The 15,310-nt window shown below is 68.5% G+C and carries 14 protein-coding genes; 5 read left to right on the top strand and 9 right to left on the bottom strand.

The features are described from left to right. Nucleotides 1-20 precede the first annotated feature (20 nt). The 5 genes from glnD to ACW171_RS12555 form a co-directional block, all read right to left on the bottom strand. Nucleotides 21-2,690, bottom strand: coding sequence for a [protein-PII] uridylyltransferase (gene glnD, locus ACW171_RS12575; protein WP_492093695.1), 2,670 nt, complete (start codon nt 2,688-2,690; stop codon nt 21-23). Continuing rightward, nucleotides 2,687-5,398, bottom strand: coding sequence for a DNA mismatch repair protein MutS (gene mutS, locus ACW171_RS12570; protein ID WP_492093694.1), 2,712 nt, complete (start codon nt 5,396-5,398; stop codon nt 2,687-2,689). The genes glnD and mutS overlap by 4 nt, the downstream gene beginning before the upstream one ends. 50 nt (nt 5,399-5,448) lie before the next feature. After that, nucleotides 5,449-6,339 carry an aldo/keto reductase gene (locus ACW171_RS12565; RefSeq protein WP_492093692.1) on the bottom strand — a complete coding sequence of 297 codons (891 nt, stop codon included), beginning with the start codon at nt 6,337-6,339 and terminating at the stop codon, nt 5,449-5,451. 79 nt (nt 6,340-6,418) lie between these two features. Further along, nucleotides 6,419-7,051 carry a maleylacetoacetate isomerase gene (gene maiA, locus ACW171_RS12560; protein ID WP_492093691.1) on the bottom strand — a complete coding sequence of 211 codons (633 nt, stop codon included), beginning with the start codon at nt 7,049-7,051 and terminating at the stop codon, nt 6,419-6,421. Then, entirely contained in the window at nt 7,048-7,701 is a 654-nt protein-coding gene (locus tag ACW171_RS12555; protein ID WP_492093690.1) for a fumarylacetoacetate hydrolase family protein, read from the bottom strand. The genes maiA and ACW171_RS12555 overlap by 4 nt, the downstream gene beginning before the upstream one ends. Nucleotides 7,702-7,909: 208 nt before the next feature. On the opposite strand from ACW171_RS12555, the gene ACW171_RS12550 reads away from it, so the two are divergent. The 4 genes from ACW171_RS12550 to ku all read left to right on the top strand — a co-directional run bounded on the left by ACW171_RS12550 (nt 7,910) and on the right by ku (nt 9,943). Continuing rightward, nucleotides 7,910-8,287, top strand: a complete 378-nt coding sequence (locus ACW171_RS12550) for a glycine zipper domain-containing protein (RefSeq protein WP_492093689.1) — start codon at nt 7,910-7,912, stop codon at nt 8,285-8,287. Between the two features lie 17 nt (nt 8,288-8,304). Then, nucleotides 8,305-8,688, top strand: coding sequence for a hypothetical protein (locus tag ACW171_RS12545; protein ID WP_492093688.1), 384 nt, complete (start codon nt 8,305-8,307; stop codon nt 8,686-8,688). A gap of 92 nt (nt 8,689-8,780) precedes the next feature. Next, nucleotides 8,781-8,957 (top strand): DUF1328 domain-containing protein, encoded by a 177-nt coding sequence (locus ACW171_RS12540; protein ID WP_492093686.1) that lies wholly within the window; start codon nt 8,781-8,783, stop codon nt 8,955-8,957. A 140-nt stretch (nt 8,958-9,097) separates the two neighbouring features. Continuing rightward, nucleotides 9,098-9,943: a non-homologous end joining protein Ku gene (ku, locus tag ACW171_RS12535; RefSeq protein ID WP_492093684.1), complete on the top strand. Its 846-nt coding sequence runs from the start codon at nt 9,098-9,100 to the stop codon at nt 9,941-9,943. Here ku and ligD read toward each other — a convergent pair. Genes ligD through ACW171_RS12515 form a run of 4 tightly spaced genes read right to left on the bottom strand, consistent with a single transcriptional unit; the run spans nt 9,940 to nt 14,751 of the window. After that, entirely contained in the window at nt 9,940-12,486 is a 2,547-nt protein-coding gene (ligD, locus tag ACW171_RS12530; RefSeq protein ID WP_492093682.1) for a DNA ligase D, read from the bottom strand. The genes ku and ligD overlap by 4 nt on opposite strands. Before the next feature lie 52 nt (nt 12,487-12,538). Then, nucleotides 12,539-13,390: a metallophosphoesterase family protein gene (locus ACW171_RS12525; protein WP_492093680.1), complete on the bottom strand. Its 852-nt coding sequence runs from the start codon at nt 13,388-13,390 to the stop codon at nt 12,539-12,541. 2 nt (nt 13,391-13,392) lie between these two features. Next, nucleotides 13,393-14,349, bottom strand: coding sequence for a diacylglycerol/lipid kinase family protein (locus ACW171_RS12520; RefSeq protein WP_492093678.1), 957 nt, complete (start codon nt 14,347-14,349; stop codon nt 13,393-13,395). Between the two features lie 45 nt (nt 14,350-14,394). Further along, a complete protein-coding gene (locus tag ACW171_RS12515; RefSeq protein ID WP_492093677.1) occupies nt 14,395-14,751 on the bottom strand; it encodes a hypothetical protein in 357 nt (118 codons plus the stop codon). Between the two features lie 158 nt (nt 14,752-14,909). On the opposite strand from ACW171_RS12515, the gene ACW171_RS12510 reads away from it, so the two are divergent. Next, a complete protein-coding gene (locus ACW171_RS12510) occupies nt 14,910-15,263 on the top strand; it encodes a YMGG-like glycine zipper-containing protein (protein ID WP_492093676.1) in 354 nt (117 codons plus the stop codon). Nucleotides 15,264-15,310: the final 47 nt, after the last annotated feature.

The following is a 15,310-nucleotide window of genomic DNA, read 5'->3' as shown; positions in this document are numbered from 1 at the left end:
GGGTCGGGAAGGCATCGGCCTTAGCCTGCTTCCGGGCCAGGCGAAACGGGCTTCCTGACCCTCAGCTCGGAGACGTCTCGCGCGCTGGCCCGGGCGGCGGTGATCCGGCGACCCTCGGGCGCGGCGGGCGCGCGGTCGAGCACGGCCTCCAGCGCCGCATGGACCTCGTCCAGCAGCCCGTCGGACTTCAGCTTCCGGCCCTTCCGATCGGTGACGTAGAAGCTGTCGACTGCCCGCTCGCCAAAGCCCGCGACGTGGGCGGAGCGGATCGACAGGTCGTGGTCCGAGAGCGTGCGCGACAGTTCGGCCAGCAGGCCCGGACGGTCGGCGCCCGAAACCTCGATCACGGTGGCGTCGGCCGAGGCGGCGTTGTCGATCATCACCACCGGACGCACATCGAAGGCGGCCCTTCTGGGCGAGGGCCTGGGCATGGCGGGCGGCGAGACCGGCGTCTTGCCCTTGGCCGCCGCCTTCAGAGCCGAGAGCAGGGATTTGAGCCGTCGGGGTTCGGCCTGGCCATAGGGCTGGTCGGCGCCGTCCTGGACCTGAAAGACGTCCAGGACCGTGCCGTCGGCGGCCGTGGCGACCCGAGCGCCGGTCACGTCGGCTCCGGCAGCAGCCAGGACGGCGGCGAGATCGGCGAACAGGCCGGGCCGGTCGCGGGTCGCCAGGGCGATCTCCGTCGTCTCCTCGATCTGACCGGCGACGCAGGTTCGGGCCTCCACCGCCGCGCCTCCCGTATGGGCGCGAGCGATCAGATCGGCATGCTCGGCCAGAGGGTCGGTCGCCTCCAGCGCTTCGCCCCGGAACAGGGCCTCGACGGCGGCGTAGAGGCTGCGCATCAGTTGGCCCTTCCAGCTGTTCCACACCCCCGGCCCCACGGCGCGGATATCGGCCACGGTCAGGACCAGCAGCATGCGCAGCCGCTCGGGATCGCCGACGATCTCGGCGAAGGCGCGCACGGTCGCCGGGTCCGACACATCACGCTTCTGGGCATAGTCCGACAAGGCCAGGTGGTTGCGCACCAGCCAGACCACGATCTCGATCCGCCGGGGATCGACGCCCAGCCGTTCGCAGGCGCGGCGCGCGGCGATGGCGCCGTCCTCCAGCTGTCCTCGCTCTCCGCCCTTGCCGACGTCGTGCAGCAGCATGGCCAGCATGAGGGCTTCCGGGTCGGCGATCAGGTGGATCACCTCGCTGGCCAAGGGATGGTCGGCCTTCAGCTTGCCGCGGGCGATGTCGTTGATGATGCCGATGGCCTGGAGCGTGTGCTCGTCGACCGTATAGGCGTGGTACATGTTGAACTGGGTCTGGCCCACGATCCGACCCCACTCGGGCAGGAACCGGCCCAGCAGACCCGCCTCGTTCATGATGGTCAGGACGCGGTAAGGCCGCTGACCGTGGGCCAGCACATGCAGCAGCGCCGCCGTCGCCCTCGGATCCCGCCTGAGCTTCGGTGTCACCAGGGCCAGCGACCGGGTCACGGCCGAGAAGGCGTGGGGATGGAGGTCCAGATCATGCTGGTCCGCCGTGACGAAAAGGGTCAGCAGCTTGACCGGGTCCTCGGCGAAGACCTCGGGCCCCGTGACCGACAGCCGGCCGCCGTCCTCGATGAAGCCCTCAACACCGAGATTCTTCTTCCGGCCAGGGATCAGGCGCGACAGGCTCATGGTCTTCTTCTGCTGGCGGGCTTCCAGCGTCGCGCTCATGGCCCGGGTCAGGGCGCCGACGTCGCGGGCGACCAGGAAATAGCGGCGCATGAATCGCTCGACCGCCGGCTCGTCGCCGCGTCCACGCCAGCCCATCCGCCGCGCCACCTCGGGCTGGAGATCGAAGGTCAGCTTCTCTTCGGCCCGTCCCGCCGCCAGATGCAGATGCGCCCTGACCCGCCACAGGAAGTCGAACGCCTCCTCGAAGGTCCGGCGCTCGCGGGCGGTGAGCAGTTCGTCCAGCACCCGGGCGCCCAGCGGGCTGTCGGGTGCCAGCGACCGGGCGATCCAGAACAGGGTGTTGAGATCGCGCAGCCCGCCCTTGCCGTCCTTGATGTTCGGCTCGACGCGATAGCGGACCGCGCCGGTCCTGGCGTGGCGGCTGTCGCGTTCCTCCATCTTGGCGGCGATGAAGAGGCGCGGGTCCGCATTGGTCACCATGCCCCGGAACCGCCACAGGAAGTCGCCGGTCAGTTGCTCGTCGCCTGCGAGCGGTCGCGCCTCGAGAAGCGCCGTGCGGATCGTCATGTCCGATCGGGCCAGCGACAGCGCCTCGTCCACGGATCGGGCCGAGGACCCGACCTTCAAGCCCAGGTCCCACAAGACGTAGAGCATGAACTCGGCCACCGTCTCGGTTCGCGCCGTCGTCTTCCACGGGCGCAGGAAGACGAGATCCAGGTCCGAAAACGGTGCCAGCACGCCCCGGCCGTAACCCCCGACGGCGATCAGGCTGAGCTTCTCGCCTTCAGTCGGATTGTGGGACGGATAGAGGGTCTCGGTCGTGAACCGCCAGAGCGCGATCAACAGTTCATCGGCCGCCGCGGAGTACAGCCGCGCCACCTCGACGCCGGGCAGGCCGTTGGCCAGTTTCGTCGCGATCTTCTCACGGGCGGCGTCGTGATGGGCCTTCAGGATGGCGGCGACGGCCGGCCTGACGCCCGCGCCCGAAACGGTAGCATCGAGCTGGGCCTCGAGGGTCACGACTTCGCCAACCCCTTCAACCGGTAAAGCGCCTCCAGCGCCTCGCGCGGCGTCAGGGCGTCGGGATCCAGCGCCGCGACTGCGTCGTCGATCGCCGACCTCATCGGCGGCGGGGGCGGTTCGGCCATGGCGAACAGCGGCAGGTCGTCCAAGCGCCCCTGGGCCGCCTTCTCCGTCTCCAGTCGGTCGAGCACGGCCCGCGCCCGCGCAACCACCGCCGGGGGCACCCCCGCCAGCTTGGCCACCTGGACGCCGTAGGACCGGTCCGCCGCCCCGGGCGCCGCTTCGTGCAGGAAGACCAGTTCGCCGTTCCACTCCCTGGCCCTCATGGACAGGTTGCAGACATGGTCCAGCCGCTCCTCAAGCCGCGCCAGCTCATGATAGTGGGTCGCGAACAGGGTCCGGGCCTTGTTCACGTCATGCAGGGCCTCGGCGCAGGCCCAGGCGATGGCCAGGCCGTCATACGTCGCCGTGCCGCGCCCGATCTCGTCCAGCACGATGAAGCTGTTCGGCGTCGCCTGGGTCAGGATGGCGGCCGTCTCGACCATCTCCATCATGAAGGTGGAGCGACCGCGCGCCAGATCGTCCCCGGCTCCGACCCGGCTGAACAATCGGTCGACCACGCCCAGCGCCATGGATTTCGCCGGCACGAAACAGCCGCCCTGGGCCAGCACGACCAGAAGCGCGTTCTGGCGAAGGAAGGTCGACTTGCCGGCCATGTTCGGCCCGGTGACGATGCTGAGGCGCGCGCAGCCGATCCCGTCGCCGTCCAGCCGGCAGTCGTTCGGCGTGAAGGGATCGCCCGCACGCTTGACCGCCGCCTCGACCACCGGATGCCGACCGGCCTCGACGGCGAAGACCTTCGAGCTGTCCACCACAGGGCGAACCGCCCCGACCTCTTCCGCCCATTCTGCCAGAGCGGCGGCGGCGTCGAGTTCGGCCAGCGCATCGGCCACGGCCTGCAACGGCATGGCCAGCGCCTGCACCGTCTGGCGCCACAGTTCGAAGGTCTCGCCCTCCATGGCCAGCGACCGATGCCCGGCCTGGCTGATCTTGGCATCCAGCTCCGACAGCTCGACCGTCGTGAACCGCACCTGCGCCGCCAGGGTCTGGCGGTGGATGAAGGGGCTCTCGGGCGCCACTCCTCCAGAGCCTGGGCGGAACAGGGGTTCGGCGTGCTTGGCCGTGGTCTCGAGGAAATAGCCCAGGACGGCATTGTGCTTGATCTTGAACGGCACGCCGCTCTCGGCCACCGCGCGGGCCTCCAGATCGGCGACCACCCGGCGGCTGTCGTCGCGCAGGGCGCGGGACGCATCCAGCTCCGGCCGGAAGCCGGGCCGCACGAAGCCGCCGTCGCGCGCCAGATGCGGCGGCTCCTCGATCAACCCTTCGGCCAGATCCATCATCAACCGCGCCACATCGGGCGACAGGGTCAGACGGTCGAGACAGCCGATGATGCGTTGAGGCGGACCGGTCAGGGGATCGGGCGAGACGGTGAACAGCCCGGCGATCGCCTCGGCGATGGTCAGTCCGGCGCGGATGGCGGCCAGATCGCGGGGTCCGCCGCGTCCCAACGCCAGTCGTGAGACCGCCCGCGCCACATCGGCTGAGGCCTTCAGTCCGTCGCGCAGGTCCCGCCGCAGCGAGCGCCGCTCCAGAAGCCATTCGACGGCATCGAGTCCATGATTGATCTCGACCGGATTGCGCAGCGGCCGGGCGATCCGCTCGGCCAGGGCCCGCGCCCCGCCCGAGGTCACCGTGCGATCGATGCAGGCGAGCAAGGATCCCTCGCGCTCGCCCCTCTGCGTCCGGTCGATCTCGAGGCTCAACCGCGTCGCCGGGTCGATGGCGAGGAAGCCCGCATCTCCCGACCGACGCGGCGGGGCCAGGGCCGGGACCTTGCCCGCCTGGGTCGTCTCCAGATAGGCGGCGATGAGGCCCAGAGCGGAGACCTCCGCCTCTTCGAACGCCCCGAATCCGTCCAGCGAGGCGACGCCGTACAGGCGCGCCACCCGCCCCCCCGCCGCCGCCGGCTCCGCGACCGCGGACGCCAGCGCCTGAACCACCCCGCCCGACCCGTCGAGCGCGCCCTTCAGATCGGTATCGGAATAGAGCTTGTCGGTGACCAGCACCTCGCTGGGCCGGAACGCCGCCAGCGTCGCGCCCAGGTCGCCGATGTCACAGGCGACGCAGTCCACGGCCCCCGCCGACAGCTCGACCACGGCCACGGCCGCGCGGCCCTTCCTGATCGCCACCGCCGCCAGTCGGTTGGCGCCCCGCGCATCCAGCAGCGAATCCTCGGTCAGGGTGCCCGGCGTCACCACTCGCACGATGTCGCGCCGGACGATGGACTTGGAGCCGCGCTTCTTCGCCTCGGCCGGATCCTCCATCTGTTCGCAGATGGCGACGCGGAACCCCTGGCGGATCAGGCGGGCGATATAGCCCTCGGCCGCGTGGTGGGGCATGCCGCACATGGCGATGTCCTCGCCCAGATGCTTGCCCCGCTTGGTCAGGGTCAGGCCGATGGCGGCCGAAACCACCTCGGCGTCCTTGAAGAACAGCTCGTAGAAATCCCCCATGCGGAAGAACAGGATCGCATCCGGCTGCGACGCCTTGGCGGCCAGATACTGAGCCATGAAGGGCGTGACGACGCCGGGGTCAGGGGCGGTCGCGTCGGTCTTCGGCGGATGGGAGAGGGGGGCGTTCATGGGAGCGCGTCAGGGTGACGGATCGGCCGCCCCGGCTCAAGCGAAGAAGTCTAGGCCGCGACCTGCTGTCGATATCCGGCGGTCAGCACGGCCGGTTCTCGGAAGGCCAGGGCATCCCAGTCCAGATCGGGCCGCGGGGCGTGGGCGGCGGCCAGGACCGCGCGCAGTTCGGCGGCCGAGGCCACGCTGGCGACCACTGCGGCGGCCGGCGGCAGGCCGAGGCAGAAGGCCAGCGCCGCCTGCATCGGATCGATCCGGGCCTCGGCCAGACGGCGGCGCGTCCGCGACAGGGCGATCCCGTGCTCGGCCAGATGCGGCGGCAGATTTTCCTGGTTGGTGAACAACAGGCCGCGCGCGAACACCGAAGAGACATGGACGTCGACGCCCAGGCCCGCGACCTCCGAAAGCACGCCCTCGGTCACCGGACGCTGGTCCAGAATATTGCAGGGCATCTGCACCACGTCGGGCTGGAAACGGCGGGCCAGCAGCACCGGCCCGTCCTCCATCGTCGCCATGAAGCCGATGCGCTTGTACAGGCCCTTGTCTTTCAGCGCCTGCATCCGGTCCCACAGGGCGCGACCCTCGGCGCCGGCCAGGTCGGCGACGCCGGACGCCAGCAGGACATCGCCGCGCGGCAGGCCCATCCGTTCCAGCGAACGCCGGGCGCGGGCTTCGACCCGGTCCAGACCTTCGGACAGGGCCACGGTGCGCACGGTCACGGAGAAGGGCGAGGGGAAGGGCCAGGACTGACCCAGAAGTCGTTCGCCATCGCCGGTCGGGCGGGTGGCGATGATGCTGACGCCCGCGTCTCCGGCCGTCTGAAGCAGGGTGCGCATCGCTTCTTCCCGGGCGCCGACCGGCACGGGCAGCGCGCGCTCAGGCTCGGTCACGACCGCGAGGGCCAGCTTTGCGGCCGGGGAAGGGGAAATGCGTGATTTCACCCCGACACTCTGCACCGGCAATGCTTAAGCGATGCTGAGGGAGACCCTACCGGTTCCTTACCGGCGGAACGTGAATCGCTCAGTCGGCGTCCGGCTGGCGGTCCGGATGGGCAGCGGCGAAGGCGGGGTGGGCCAGCGCCCGATCCTCGATCGCCGTCAACGCCGGGAAGGGCGTCAGGTCCACGTTGAAGCGGCGCGCCGAATAGAGCTGCGGGATTAGATAACAGTCGGCCAGCGTCGGCGTGGCGCCGTGCAGCCAGCCCCGGCCTTGTTTCGTCGTCAACGCCGTCAGGGCCTCGAACCCCGGGATCATCCAGCCGCCGGCCCAGGCGTCGATTCGCGCCTGATCCGCACCGAAGGTCTCCCGAAGCGCCGTGAGCACCCGCAGATTGTTCAGAGGGTGAATGTCCGAAGCGATCAGCCCGATCATCCCCCGCACCTGCGCCCGGCCGAGCGCGTCGTCCGGCATCAAGGCCGGCTCCGGGTAGGTCTCGTCCAGCCATTCGAGGATGGCCGCCGACTGGGTGATGACCGCGCCCTCCACTTCCAGTGCGGGGACCAGACCCTGCGGATTCAGCTTCAGGAAGGCCTCGGAGCGCTGGGCGCCTGTACGAAGGTCCACCGCATGCTGCTCGTAGGCGACGCCCTTCAGATTGAGGGCGATCCGGGTGCGATAGGCCGCGCTGGAGCGGAAATAGCCGTGCAGGATCATTTTACAGTGAACCTCAGGGTCTCGAGGCCCGCGATGGCGGCTTCGACCGCGTCGCCTGCGACGAGCGGACCGACGCCCTCGGGCGTGCCGGTGAAGATCAGGTCGCCGGGCTGGAGCGCCCAGAGCGTCTTGGCCTTCTCGACGATCTCGGCCGGGTTCCAGATCATTTCCGCCAGGGTGGACGACTGTTTCGTCTCGCCGTTGACGCTCAGGCTGATGACCCCCGCAGCATCCGGTAGGGCGTCCAGCGTCAGCGGCCCGATGGGGGCCGACTGGTCGAACCCCTTGGCCGCATCCCACGGACGGCCCTTCTCCTTGGCCTTGGCTTGCAGATCCCGCCGCGTCAGATCGACGCCCACGGCCCAGCCCGCGATCGTGCCGCCCTCGCCGATGGCGGCCACCAGCTCGACCTCGAAATGCAGGTTCTCCGTCGCCGACGGATAGGCGGGGTCCGCGCCGTCTGTGACTATCGCATCGGCGGGCTTGGAGAAGAAGAACGGCTCCTGACGCGTCGGGTCATTGCCCATTTCGCGCGCGTGGGCCGCATAGTTCTGACCCACGCACAGGATGCGCCGCACCGGGAAGCGGCGCTCATCGCCGACGATCGGCAGGGAGGGGATCGGGGCGGGCGCGAAGAGGTAGGAGGTCATGGGCCGCTATAGGCAACAGGGAACAGGCAACAGGCAATAGGGTTCGGCACATCAACAGCGGAGCCTTCGCAGAGCGCTGTTGCCTATTGCCTATTCCCTGTTGCCTCCTCCTACTTGCTGCACCGCAGAGGAACAACCGCCGCAATATGGCGTTGTCGCCACGAGGCCTGTATCAACGGCCAAGCTGAAAAAACTGGAGCGCGGCATCATGGCGACCTCGAAGGCTCGTGAAGACATCAAGAACGACCTGAACACCCTCAAGGAGGACCTCAAGGTCGGCGCACGCGAAGAGACCGCGCGCCTCAAGGCCAAGGCGGCCGAGACCGAGGCCCGCCTGCGCGAAAAGGCCGCCGAGGCCGACGCCCGCATCCGCGAGCGCGCCGACGAGGTCCGCGAACAGGCTCGCGGCTACTACGACCAGGCTCGCGTGCGCGGCCGGGAATATTACGACGACGCGTCCGAGCGTTTCGATGAAGCCCAGCGCTACATCACCGAACGCGTCCAGGAACGCCCGGTCCAGTCGACCGCCATCGCCCTGGGCGTCGGCGTCGTTCTGGGCCTGCTGCTCGCAGGTCGTCGCCGCTGATGATCGGCAAGGGGCTTGTGAAAAAGCTGACGGCGGCCTTCGTGGTCGCCGCCAGCGCCTTCGTGGCGGTCGTGGCGCTCGGCGCGACGCTCTATTATGCGCTTGCTTTGGTTCTGCCGGCGCTCGGCGCGGCCGCCATCACGGCGGCTGTGTTCGCGGTCATCGCCATCATCGTGGCCGTGATCTACCTGAACGCTGCGGGCGTGATGGATGATGAGGACGACGACGAAGACGAACCGCATGGTCTGGGCGGCCGGGCCTACGCTTTGTTCCGCTCGCGTCCGATCCTGGGCACGGTCGCGGCCCTCGCCGGCGGCTGGATCTTCCTCAGGAACCCGGCGCTGGCGACCATGGTCGCCGCCGCCTTCACCGAGAAATCGCACACCCGGTACCGGCGATAGGCGGAACGGCCACGCCTCGGGGGCGTTGATCTGACAGGCGGCGTCGAAGCTGGGCGGCGCTTGTCATCAACCCTCTAGCACGGAGGATCTCCATGATTCGCTGGGCCATCATCTTCCTCGTTGTCGCGCTCGTCGCCGCCGTTCTCGGCTTTGGCGGGATCGCCAACTTCTCGTTCGAAATCGCGAAATTCGTCGCCGTCATCGCCATCATCCTGTTCGTCATCTCGCTGATCGCGGGCGGACTTCGGGGACGCGGAACGAGAATATAGCCAGCCGTTCAGGCTGACTGAGAACAGAAGCCGCAGCCCTCGGGTCGCGGCTTTTTTCGTGGGTGCGATGATTCCTTGGCCGCCGAGGAAACGTTGAACGGGTGCCGCCGTTCTGTCTCACGAAAATGCGGAGAAACCCCATGGTCGCTCGTCCCACCTGGCACGGACATCTGAAACTGTCGCTGGTGACCTGCCCTGTAGGCCTCCATTCGGCGACCGCGTCGAACGCCCACGTCAGTTTCAACCTGATCAATCCCAAGACGAACAACCGGATCCGGATGATCCCGACAGACCCGGATACCGGGCCGGTCGAACGGTCCGACCTGGTCAAGGGCTATGAGGTCTCGAAAGACGAGTACGTCCTGTTTGACGACGCCGACTTCGACAAGGTCAAGCTGGAGACGACCCACACCATCTCGATCGACAGCTTCGTGGACGAGGCGGACATCGACCGCCTCTACTGGGCCGATCCCTTCTTCGTGGTGCCGGAAAAGGGCGTCGGCGCAGAGGCCTTCGCCGTGATCCGCGACGCCATGAAGGCGGCGGGCAAGGTCGCGATCGGCAGTCTGGTTCTGCGCGGCCGCGAACGTCAGCTGGCGCTGGAGGTCCGGGGCAAGGGGCTGATCGCCTATACGCTGCGTGCGCACGACGAGGTTCGCGACGCCGACGACTATTTCGACGACATACCCACCGCCAAACCCGACAAGGACATGGTCGAGATCGCGACCCGCATCATCGGCCAAAAGGAGGCGGCCTTCGATCCGACCACCTTCAAGGACCGCTACGACGACGCCCTGCGCGCCATGATCAAGTCCAAGCAGAAGGGCGGCAAGGGTGTGGTCGAGGTCGAGCAGCCGGACGACACCAATGTGGTCGATCTGATGGAGGCCCTGCGCAACAGCCTGAAAGGCTCCGCCTCTGGTCGGAAGCCGGCCGCGAAGAAGACCCCGGCCAAGAAGCCCGCCGCCAAGAACAAGGCGGCCTAGAGAGCCAGCGTCTTCAACGCCGGTTTGAGGCTGACGGCCGCATCCCGGAACCCCGCCCAGGGGTCGGCCTTCTTCAGCAGGGCCGGGGCGGTGCGGAGGGTGAAGGCCTTCGGGTCCAGCCCCGACTTCACCTGGCCCCATGACAGCGGGAATGCGATTCCCGCTCCCGGCCGGGCGCGCGGGGACCACGGCGCGACCGCAGTCGCCATCCGGCCGTTGCGCAGATAGTCGAGGAAGATTTTTCCGCCCCTCGCCTTCTTGGCCAGGGTGGTCGTGAACCGGTCGGGATCGTCGGCCCGGATCGCCTCCGACACCGCCTTGGCGAAGGCCTTGTTCTGGTCCCAGGTCACGGCAGAGCGCGCGTCCGCCTTGATCGGAGCGACCACATGCAGGCCCTTGCCGCCGGTCGTCTTGACGAAGGGATGCAGGCCGAGGGTCTCCAATTTGGCCTTCACCACCTTCGAGGCCGCGATGACGTCGCCGAAATCCAGGCCCTCGTCCGGATCGAGGTCGAAGGTGATCTGGTCGGGCGTCTCCGGATCATCCGGCTTGCAGCCCCAGGGATGCAGCTCCAGCCCGCCCGACTGTCCGACGGCGACCAGGCCGCCGACATCGACGATGGCGACATAGGGTTTGCGCTCATGCACATCGATCAGCTTCAGCCGAGGATTGGAGCCCGGCATGGCGTGTCGCTGGAAGAACTGCTCGCCGCCGATCCCCTCCGGTGCCCGGATGATCGACAGCGGCCGATCGGCGACGTGGGGCAGGATGCGCTCGGCCACCGCCTCATAGTAGTGGATCAGGTCGGCCTTGGTGATCGGATCGGCCCCCTCGTGCGCGGGCCACAGCACCTTGTCCGGGTTGGAGATGGTGACCCCGGCGACGACCAGCTTGCCGCCGCGGGCCACGGCGCTCGAGACCCGCGCGCTCGGCGCCTGGGGCGCGGCGTCGACCTCCTTGGCCGCCTTGTCTTCGCGCAATCCCTTGAAGGCGGACTGACGCAGCGACCCGCCGTCGGTGTAGCCGCCGTGCTCGATCTCGGCGACCAGCACCGGTCGGGTCCAGTGGATCGTCTGGCCGCTGGCGGTCTTTCGGGGTGCATCCTTCCCGACGAAGGGGCTGCGATCGGTCTCGACCGCCTTCAAAGCGGGCATCAGCGTTTTCACCAGGGCTGCGCCGAACCCCGTCCCGACCCGCCCGAGATGACGCAGGCCGCCCTTGTCCTGCACCCCCACGATCAGCGACCGGAACCGCGACCCCTCGGATGTCCAGCCGCCGATGACGACCTCGTCCCGCCCCCGGCATTTGGACTTGACCCAGGTGGTCGAGCGCCCCTCGCGATAGGGCGCGTCCAGCCGTTTCGAGATGACCCCCTCCAGGTCCATGCGACAGGCGCTTTCCAGCACCGCCTTGCCGCTGGAGGCGAAGTGATCGACGAAGCGGATCCGTTTCGACGCCGCCTTGGGCAGCCGGTCGAGCAGGGCTTGAAGCCGCGCCTTGCGATGCGACAAGGGCAGGTCGCGCAGATCTTCGGCCCCTTCGAACATCAGGTCGAAGGCGAAATAGATCAGCTCGCCGGTGTCGGCCTCGGACAGGGCCGCTTGCAGGGCCGAGAAGTCGGGGCTTGAATCCTCGGCCAGGGCGCAGACCTCCCCGTCCAGCACCGCATCGGGCCAGCCGGCGGCGTCGGCGGCCAGTTCCGGAAACCGCTCCGTCCAGTCCAGCCCCTTGCGAGTCCGCAGCGTCGCCCGCCCTCCTCCGCTCGCGATCTGGATCCGATAGCCGTCGAACTTGATCTCATGCGCCCAGCCGTCGCTGCTCGGCGGATGATCGACCGCCTTGCAGAGCTGGATCGGGACGAAGGCATGAGGGCGTGCGGCGTGCGAAGCCTGCGCCCTCGTTGCCCTTGGCTTGGGCGGTGCCTTGCGCCCGGTCGGCTTGGACGACGTCCACTGCGTCCGCCCTTCGGCGATCTCGGCCAGGGTCCGGCCGGACGCGACCGAGGCGTCGATCTCCATGTTGGCGTCGCCCTCGCCCTCGACCGCGAACTCGTCCTTCTCCTTGATCAGCAGCCAGTTGTTGCGTTTAGACGGCTTGCCGCGATCCGACTTCAGCCGGATCAGGGCCCATTTGCCCTTCAGCCGCTCGCCGTCCAGCACCATCTTGATCTGACCGCGCGCGAAGGCGGCGGCGAGGTCCGGTTCCTGCGGAGTCCAAGTCCCGACGTCCCACATCTGGACCGTGCCGGCGCCGTAGTTGCCGTCGGGGATGGTCCCTTCGAAGTCGCCGTAGTCGAGCGGATGGTCCTCGACCTCGACCGCCAGTCGTTTGACATGCGGGTCGCGCGACGGGGCCTTGGTCACGGCCCAGGATTTCAGCACCCCGTCCGCCTCGATGCGGAAGTCGTAGTGAAGCCGCGTCGCCGCATGCCGCTGAATCAGATAGCGACCACCGGCGCTTTTCGATGCGGTCTTGCGCCCCTTGGGTTCCGGCGTGTCACCGAACCGGCGCTTCTTGCGATAGGTCTCAAGCTCGCCGCGCATCATTCCGTCCTTGCGTCATCGTGACAACGTCGCGCACGAGCCGGACGATCCTTCAGACCGCCGCCGCTTCCTTCGCGCCGGGAATGGCGGGGTCCGGCGCGGTGTCCGCGTGTCGGGTGTCCTGGCGGCGCGGCAGCTTCCAAGACCGGCTGCATTCCAGGCGTGACCCGGTCCAGGCGATCGCATTGACCGTGATCTGGTCCTTGTCCCAGACGATCTCGTTGAAGCTCGGCGGCTCGCCCCGCTCCCGGTGCGACAGGGTCCCGCAGCCGATGGCGTAGGAACACCGGTCCGACAGGTCGATCGGCAGGGCGAACGGCACATGGACATGGCCGGTGGTGATCAGATCGACGCCCGCCTCGGCGAAGATCGCGGCTGCGGCATCGCCACGCTTCACATCCCCCGTCATCGGCGTGCCGATCATCTCGATCAATGGATGATGGCAGGCCAGGATTCTGAGAGCGCCGACCGGCGCCGCGCGCAAGGCCTCGGCTGCGCGCCGGGTCTGATCCAGGTCGATGACGCCCTTCGACCAGTTGGGCCGGGCCTGCCAGCCTCGCGCGGTAACGACGCCCCGGACCATCACCGTGTCGGAAATGAACTCCCCATCATGAGCCGGGTGGCCGGTCGCCTCCTCGAACGCCCGCCACGGATAGAACAGGCGCGCCGCCACGTCCCAGTAGGGCACGTCGTGATTGCCGACGATGACGAAGCGCGGCGTCGGCATGGCCTTGATCCACTCGCCCGCCGCCGCGAACTCGTCGGGATAGCCCTTCTGGGTGATGTCCCCGGTGATCAGGATCAGGTCGGAGGGCTTTTCATGCGCCCACTCAAGGGCGGCGGCGCAGGCGCGCTTGTGCTCGACCCCGAAATGGACGTCGGAGAACTGAAGAACGCGACCCATGCTCAGACGGAATCCTCTGCCGCCGGCGGATCCGGGACAAGCGCCTGAAACGCCTTGGCGACGAAGGCCACGGTGATGTCGTTGGGCAGGAGCACCGGCTCTCCGTCCAGGACCGCAGGGATGCGCGACCGCCCCCGGACCCGGATCAGCCGTGCGGGCTGGGTCTGGACCGACGGATCCTGACGCCAGTCGCTGAACACGGCGTTGGCGGCCAGGCGGAAGGCCTCGGCCGCATCGGCGGGGTTCATCGCCGCCGCCTCCAGCCCCACAGGCTCGTCCAGGGCGCGCGAGATCATGGGGCTGATCAGGACCAGGGCTTCGCTGCGGCGCGGCTTGCCGAGATCCAGTTCCACCCGGATCTTGCCGGAGAAGGCCCGTCGCAGGGCGCGGCGTCCATAGGTCCAGGCCAGACCCAGTTTGCCGGTCCGCATCGCCTCGCGCGCCGGCGCCCACAGGGCGGGCGATCCGAAGATGGCCGCGCAATAGAAGGCCTGGCCCTCGACCATGCCCCCGGACACGCATTGGGCCGATCCGTGCTCGAGCGAATCCCGCAGGGCGGCTTTCCAGTCGGTCGTGCCGTACAGCGCCTTGGGCAGCATGTTCATCGTCCCGCCAGGCAAGGGCGAGACCAGCGGCCCCTTGGGACCGGCCTTGGATGCCGCAGCCCGCGCCGTGCCGTCGCCGGCCAGGACGAACAGCACGTCGGGCTTGGAGGCCAGGGCCTGGTCGATCTGGGCGTCCATCGTCTCGCCGACCAGTTCGACCACCTCCGCCTCGCAAGGATATTCAGACATGATCGCCTCGACCTCGGCGGCCGCGCGCGGTCCGACCGAGCCGGACAACGGATTGACCAGGATCACCACCCGCTTGATCTCGACACGGGTCGTTAGCGCACGCGGTTCCGGCGCAGCGGTGTCGGTCGTCGGTGTGGCGACGTCAGGCGGCAATATCTCGGTCATCCCGGCCGAACGCGCCGTTTCGCGGGGCGTTCCGGCAAAGCTTCACTATGGCTGCTGAAGCTTTTCGGCCGTCGTGGCCGCGCCTGCTTCCAGAGCGTCGCCGGTCTTCTCGGCGGCGTCCCCGGTCGTGTCGGCGGCGGCCTCGGCGGCTTCGGGCGCCTGACCGATCAGGGCCTTCCCTTTGGCGATGCCCACGCTGATCCAGCCGTCCATCATCGCCCCGCCCTCGGCCAGCGACCTTTCCTTTATGCCCAGCACGGCGGTCAGGACCCCGAACAGGGCCAGAAGGGTCACGATCAGGCCGACGAACCCGCCGCCTCCGCCGCCCGACCGGCGCTTGGTGCGGGCCCAGACGGGCGTGCCGTTGTCGTCCGCGTTCCGGACGGGTTCAGGAAAACGCATATCGAAACTCCCCTCGACTGCCGTGATGCGGGCCGCGCCCCTCGCGCGTCCGCCCCGGAGTCATATGTCATCGTTAACCGAGAGCATAGGCGCGGAACCTCTGCCATAATCCAGCGTTGTCGCTTAAGGGGCGAACATCAGGAACGAAGGACCATCCCATGAACAAGGCGATTATCGCGATCGGGGCCGCTGGCCTGCTGGCTTCGGCCTGCGCCAGCGATCCGTACGGCTACAACAACGGCTCCTCCAATCAGACGGTCCGCCAGGGCGCCATCGGCGCCGGCCTCGGCGCTGTCGCCGGAGCCATCATCGGCAACAACGTCGGCTCGGGTAACGCTGCGACCGGCGCCCTCATCGGCGGCCTCGCCGGCGGCGCCGTCGGCGCGGTGCGCGGCTCGCAAGCCGACCGCAACAACCAGCAGCGCTACCGCGACAACCGCGGAAATTACTACTACTGCTACGACAACCGCCAGGAAGAGTGCTACTGGGAAAACGGTCAGCGTCGCTACTAAGACGCTGAACCGAAAGGTTTTCAAGGGCGGCTCGTCGAAGGCGGGCC

It is taken from the genome of Brevundimonas sp. FV1ye28 (assembly GCF_058681135.1).
The sequence above is the reverse complement of the archived record's forward strand: the minus strand, read 5'-3'. Positions and strand labels throughout refer to the sequence as shown.

What these genes read in the sequence shown, in the direction of transcription:
- mutS (WP_492093694.1), bottom strand. Translation starts at nt 5,398, where the DNA reads ATGAACGCCCCCCTCTCCCATCCGCCGAAGACCGACGCGACCGCCCCT.
- maiA (WP_492093691.1), bottom strand. Translation starts at nt 7,051, where the DNA reads ATGATCCTGCACGGCTATTTCCGCTCCAGCGCGGCCTATCGCACCCGG.
- ACW171_RS12555 (WP_492093690.1), bottom strand. Translation starts at nt 7,701, where the DNA reads ATGACCTCCTACCTCTTCGCGCCCGCCCCGATCCCCTCCCTGCCGATC.
- ACW171_RS12550 (WP_492093689.1), top strand. Translation starts at nt 7,910, where the DNA reads ATGGCGACCTCGAAGGCTCGTGAAGACATCAAGAACGACCTGAACACC.
- ACW171_RS12540 (WP_492093686.1), top strand. Translation starts at nt 8,781, where the DNA reads ATGATTCGCTGGGCCATCATCTTCCTCGTTGTCGCGCTCGTCGCCGCC.
- ku (WP_492093684.1), top strand. Translation starts at nt 9,098, where the DNA reads ATGGTCGCTCGTCCCACCTGGCACGGACATCTGAAACTGTCGCTGGTG.
- ligD (WP_492093682.1), bottom strand. Translation starts at nt 12,486, where the DNA reads ATGCGCGGCGAGCTTGAGACCTATCGCAAGAAGCGCCGGTTCGGTGAC.
- ACW171_RS12525 (WP_492093680.1), bottom strand. Translation starts at nt 13,390, where the DNA reads ATGGGTCGCGTTCTTCAGTTCTCCGACGTCCATTTCGGGGTCGAGCAC.
- ACW171_RS12520 (WP_492093678.1), bottom strand. Translation starts at nt 14,349, where the DNA reads ATGACCGAGATATTGCCGCCTGACGTCGCCACACCGACGACCGACACC.
- ACW171_RS12515 (WP_492093677.1), bottom strand. Translation starts at nt 14,751, where the DNA reads ATGCGTTTTCCTGAACCCGTCCGGAACGCGGACGACAACGGCACGCCC.
- ACW171_RS12510 (WP_492093676.1), top strand. Translation starts at nt 14,910, where the DNA reads ATGAACAAGGCGATTATCGCGATCGGGGCCGCTGGCCTGCTGGCTTCG.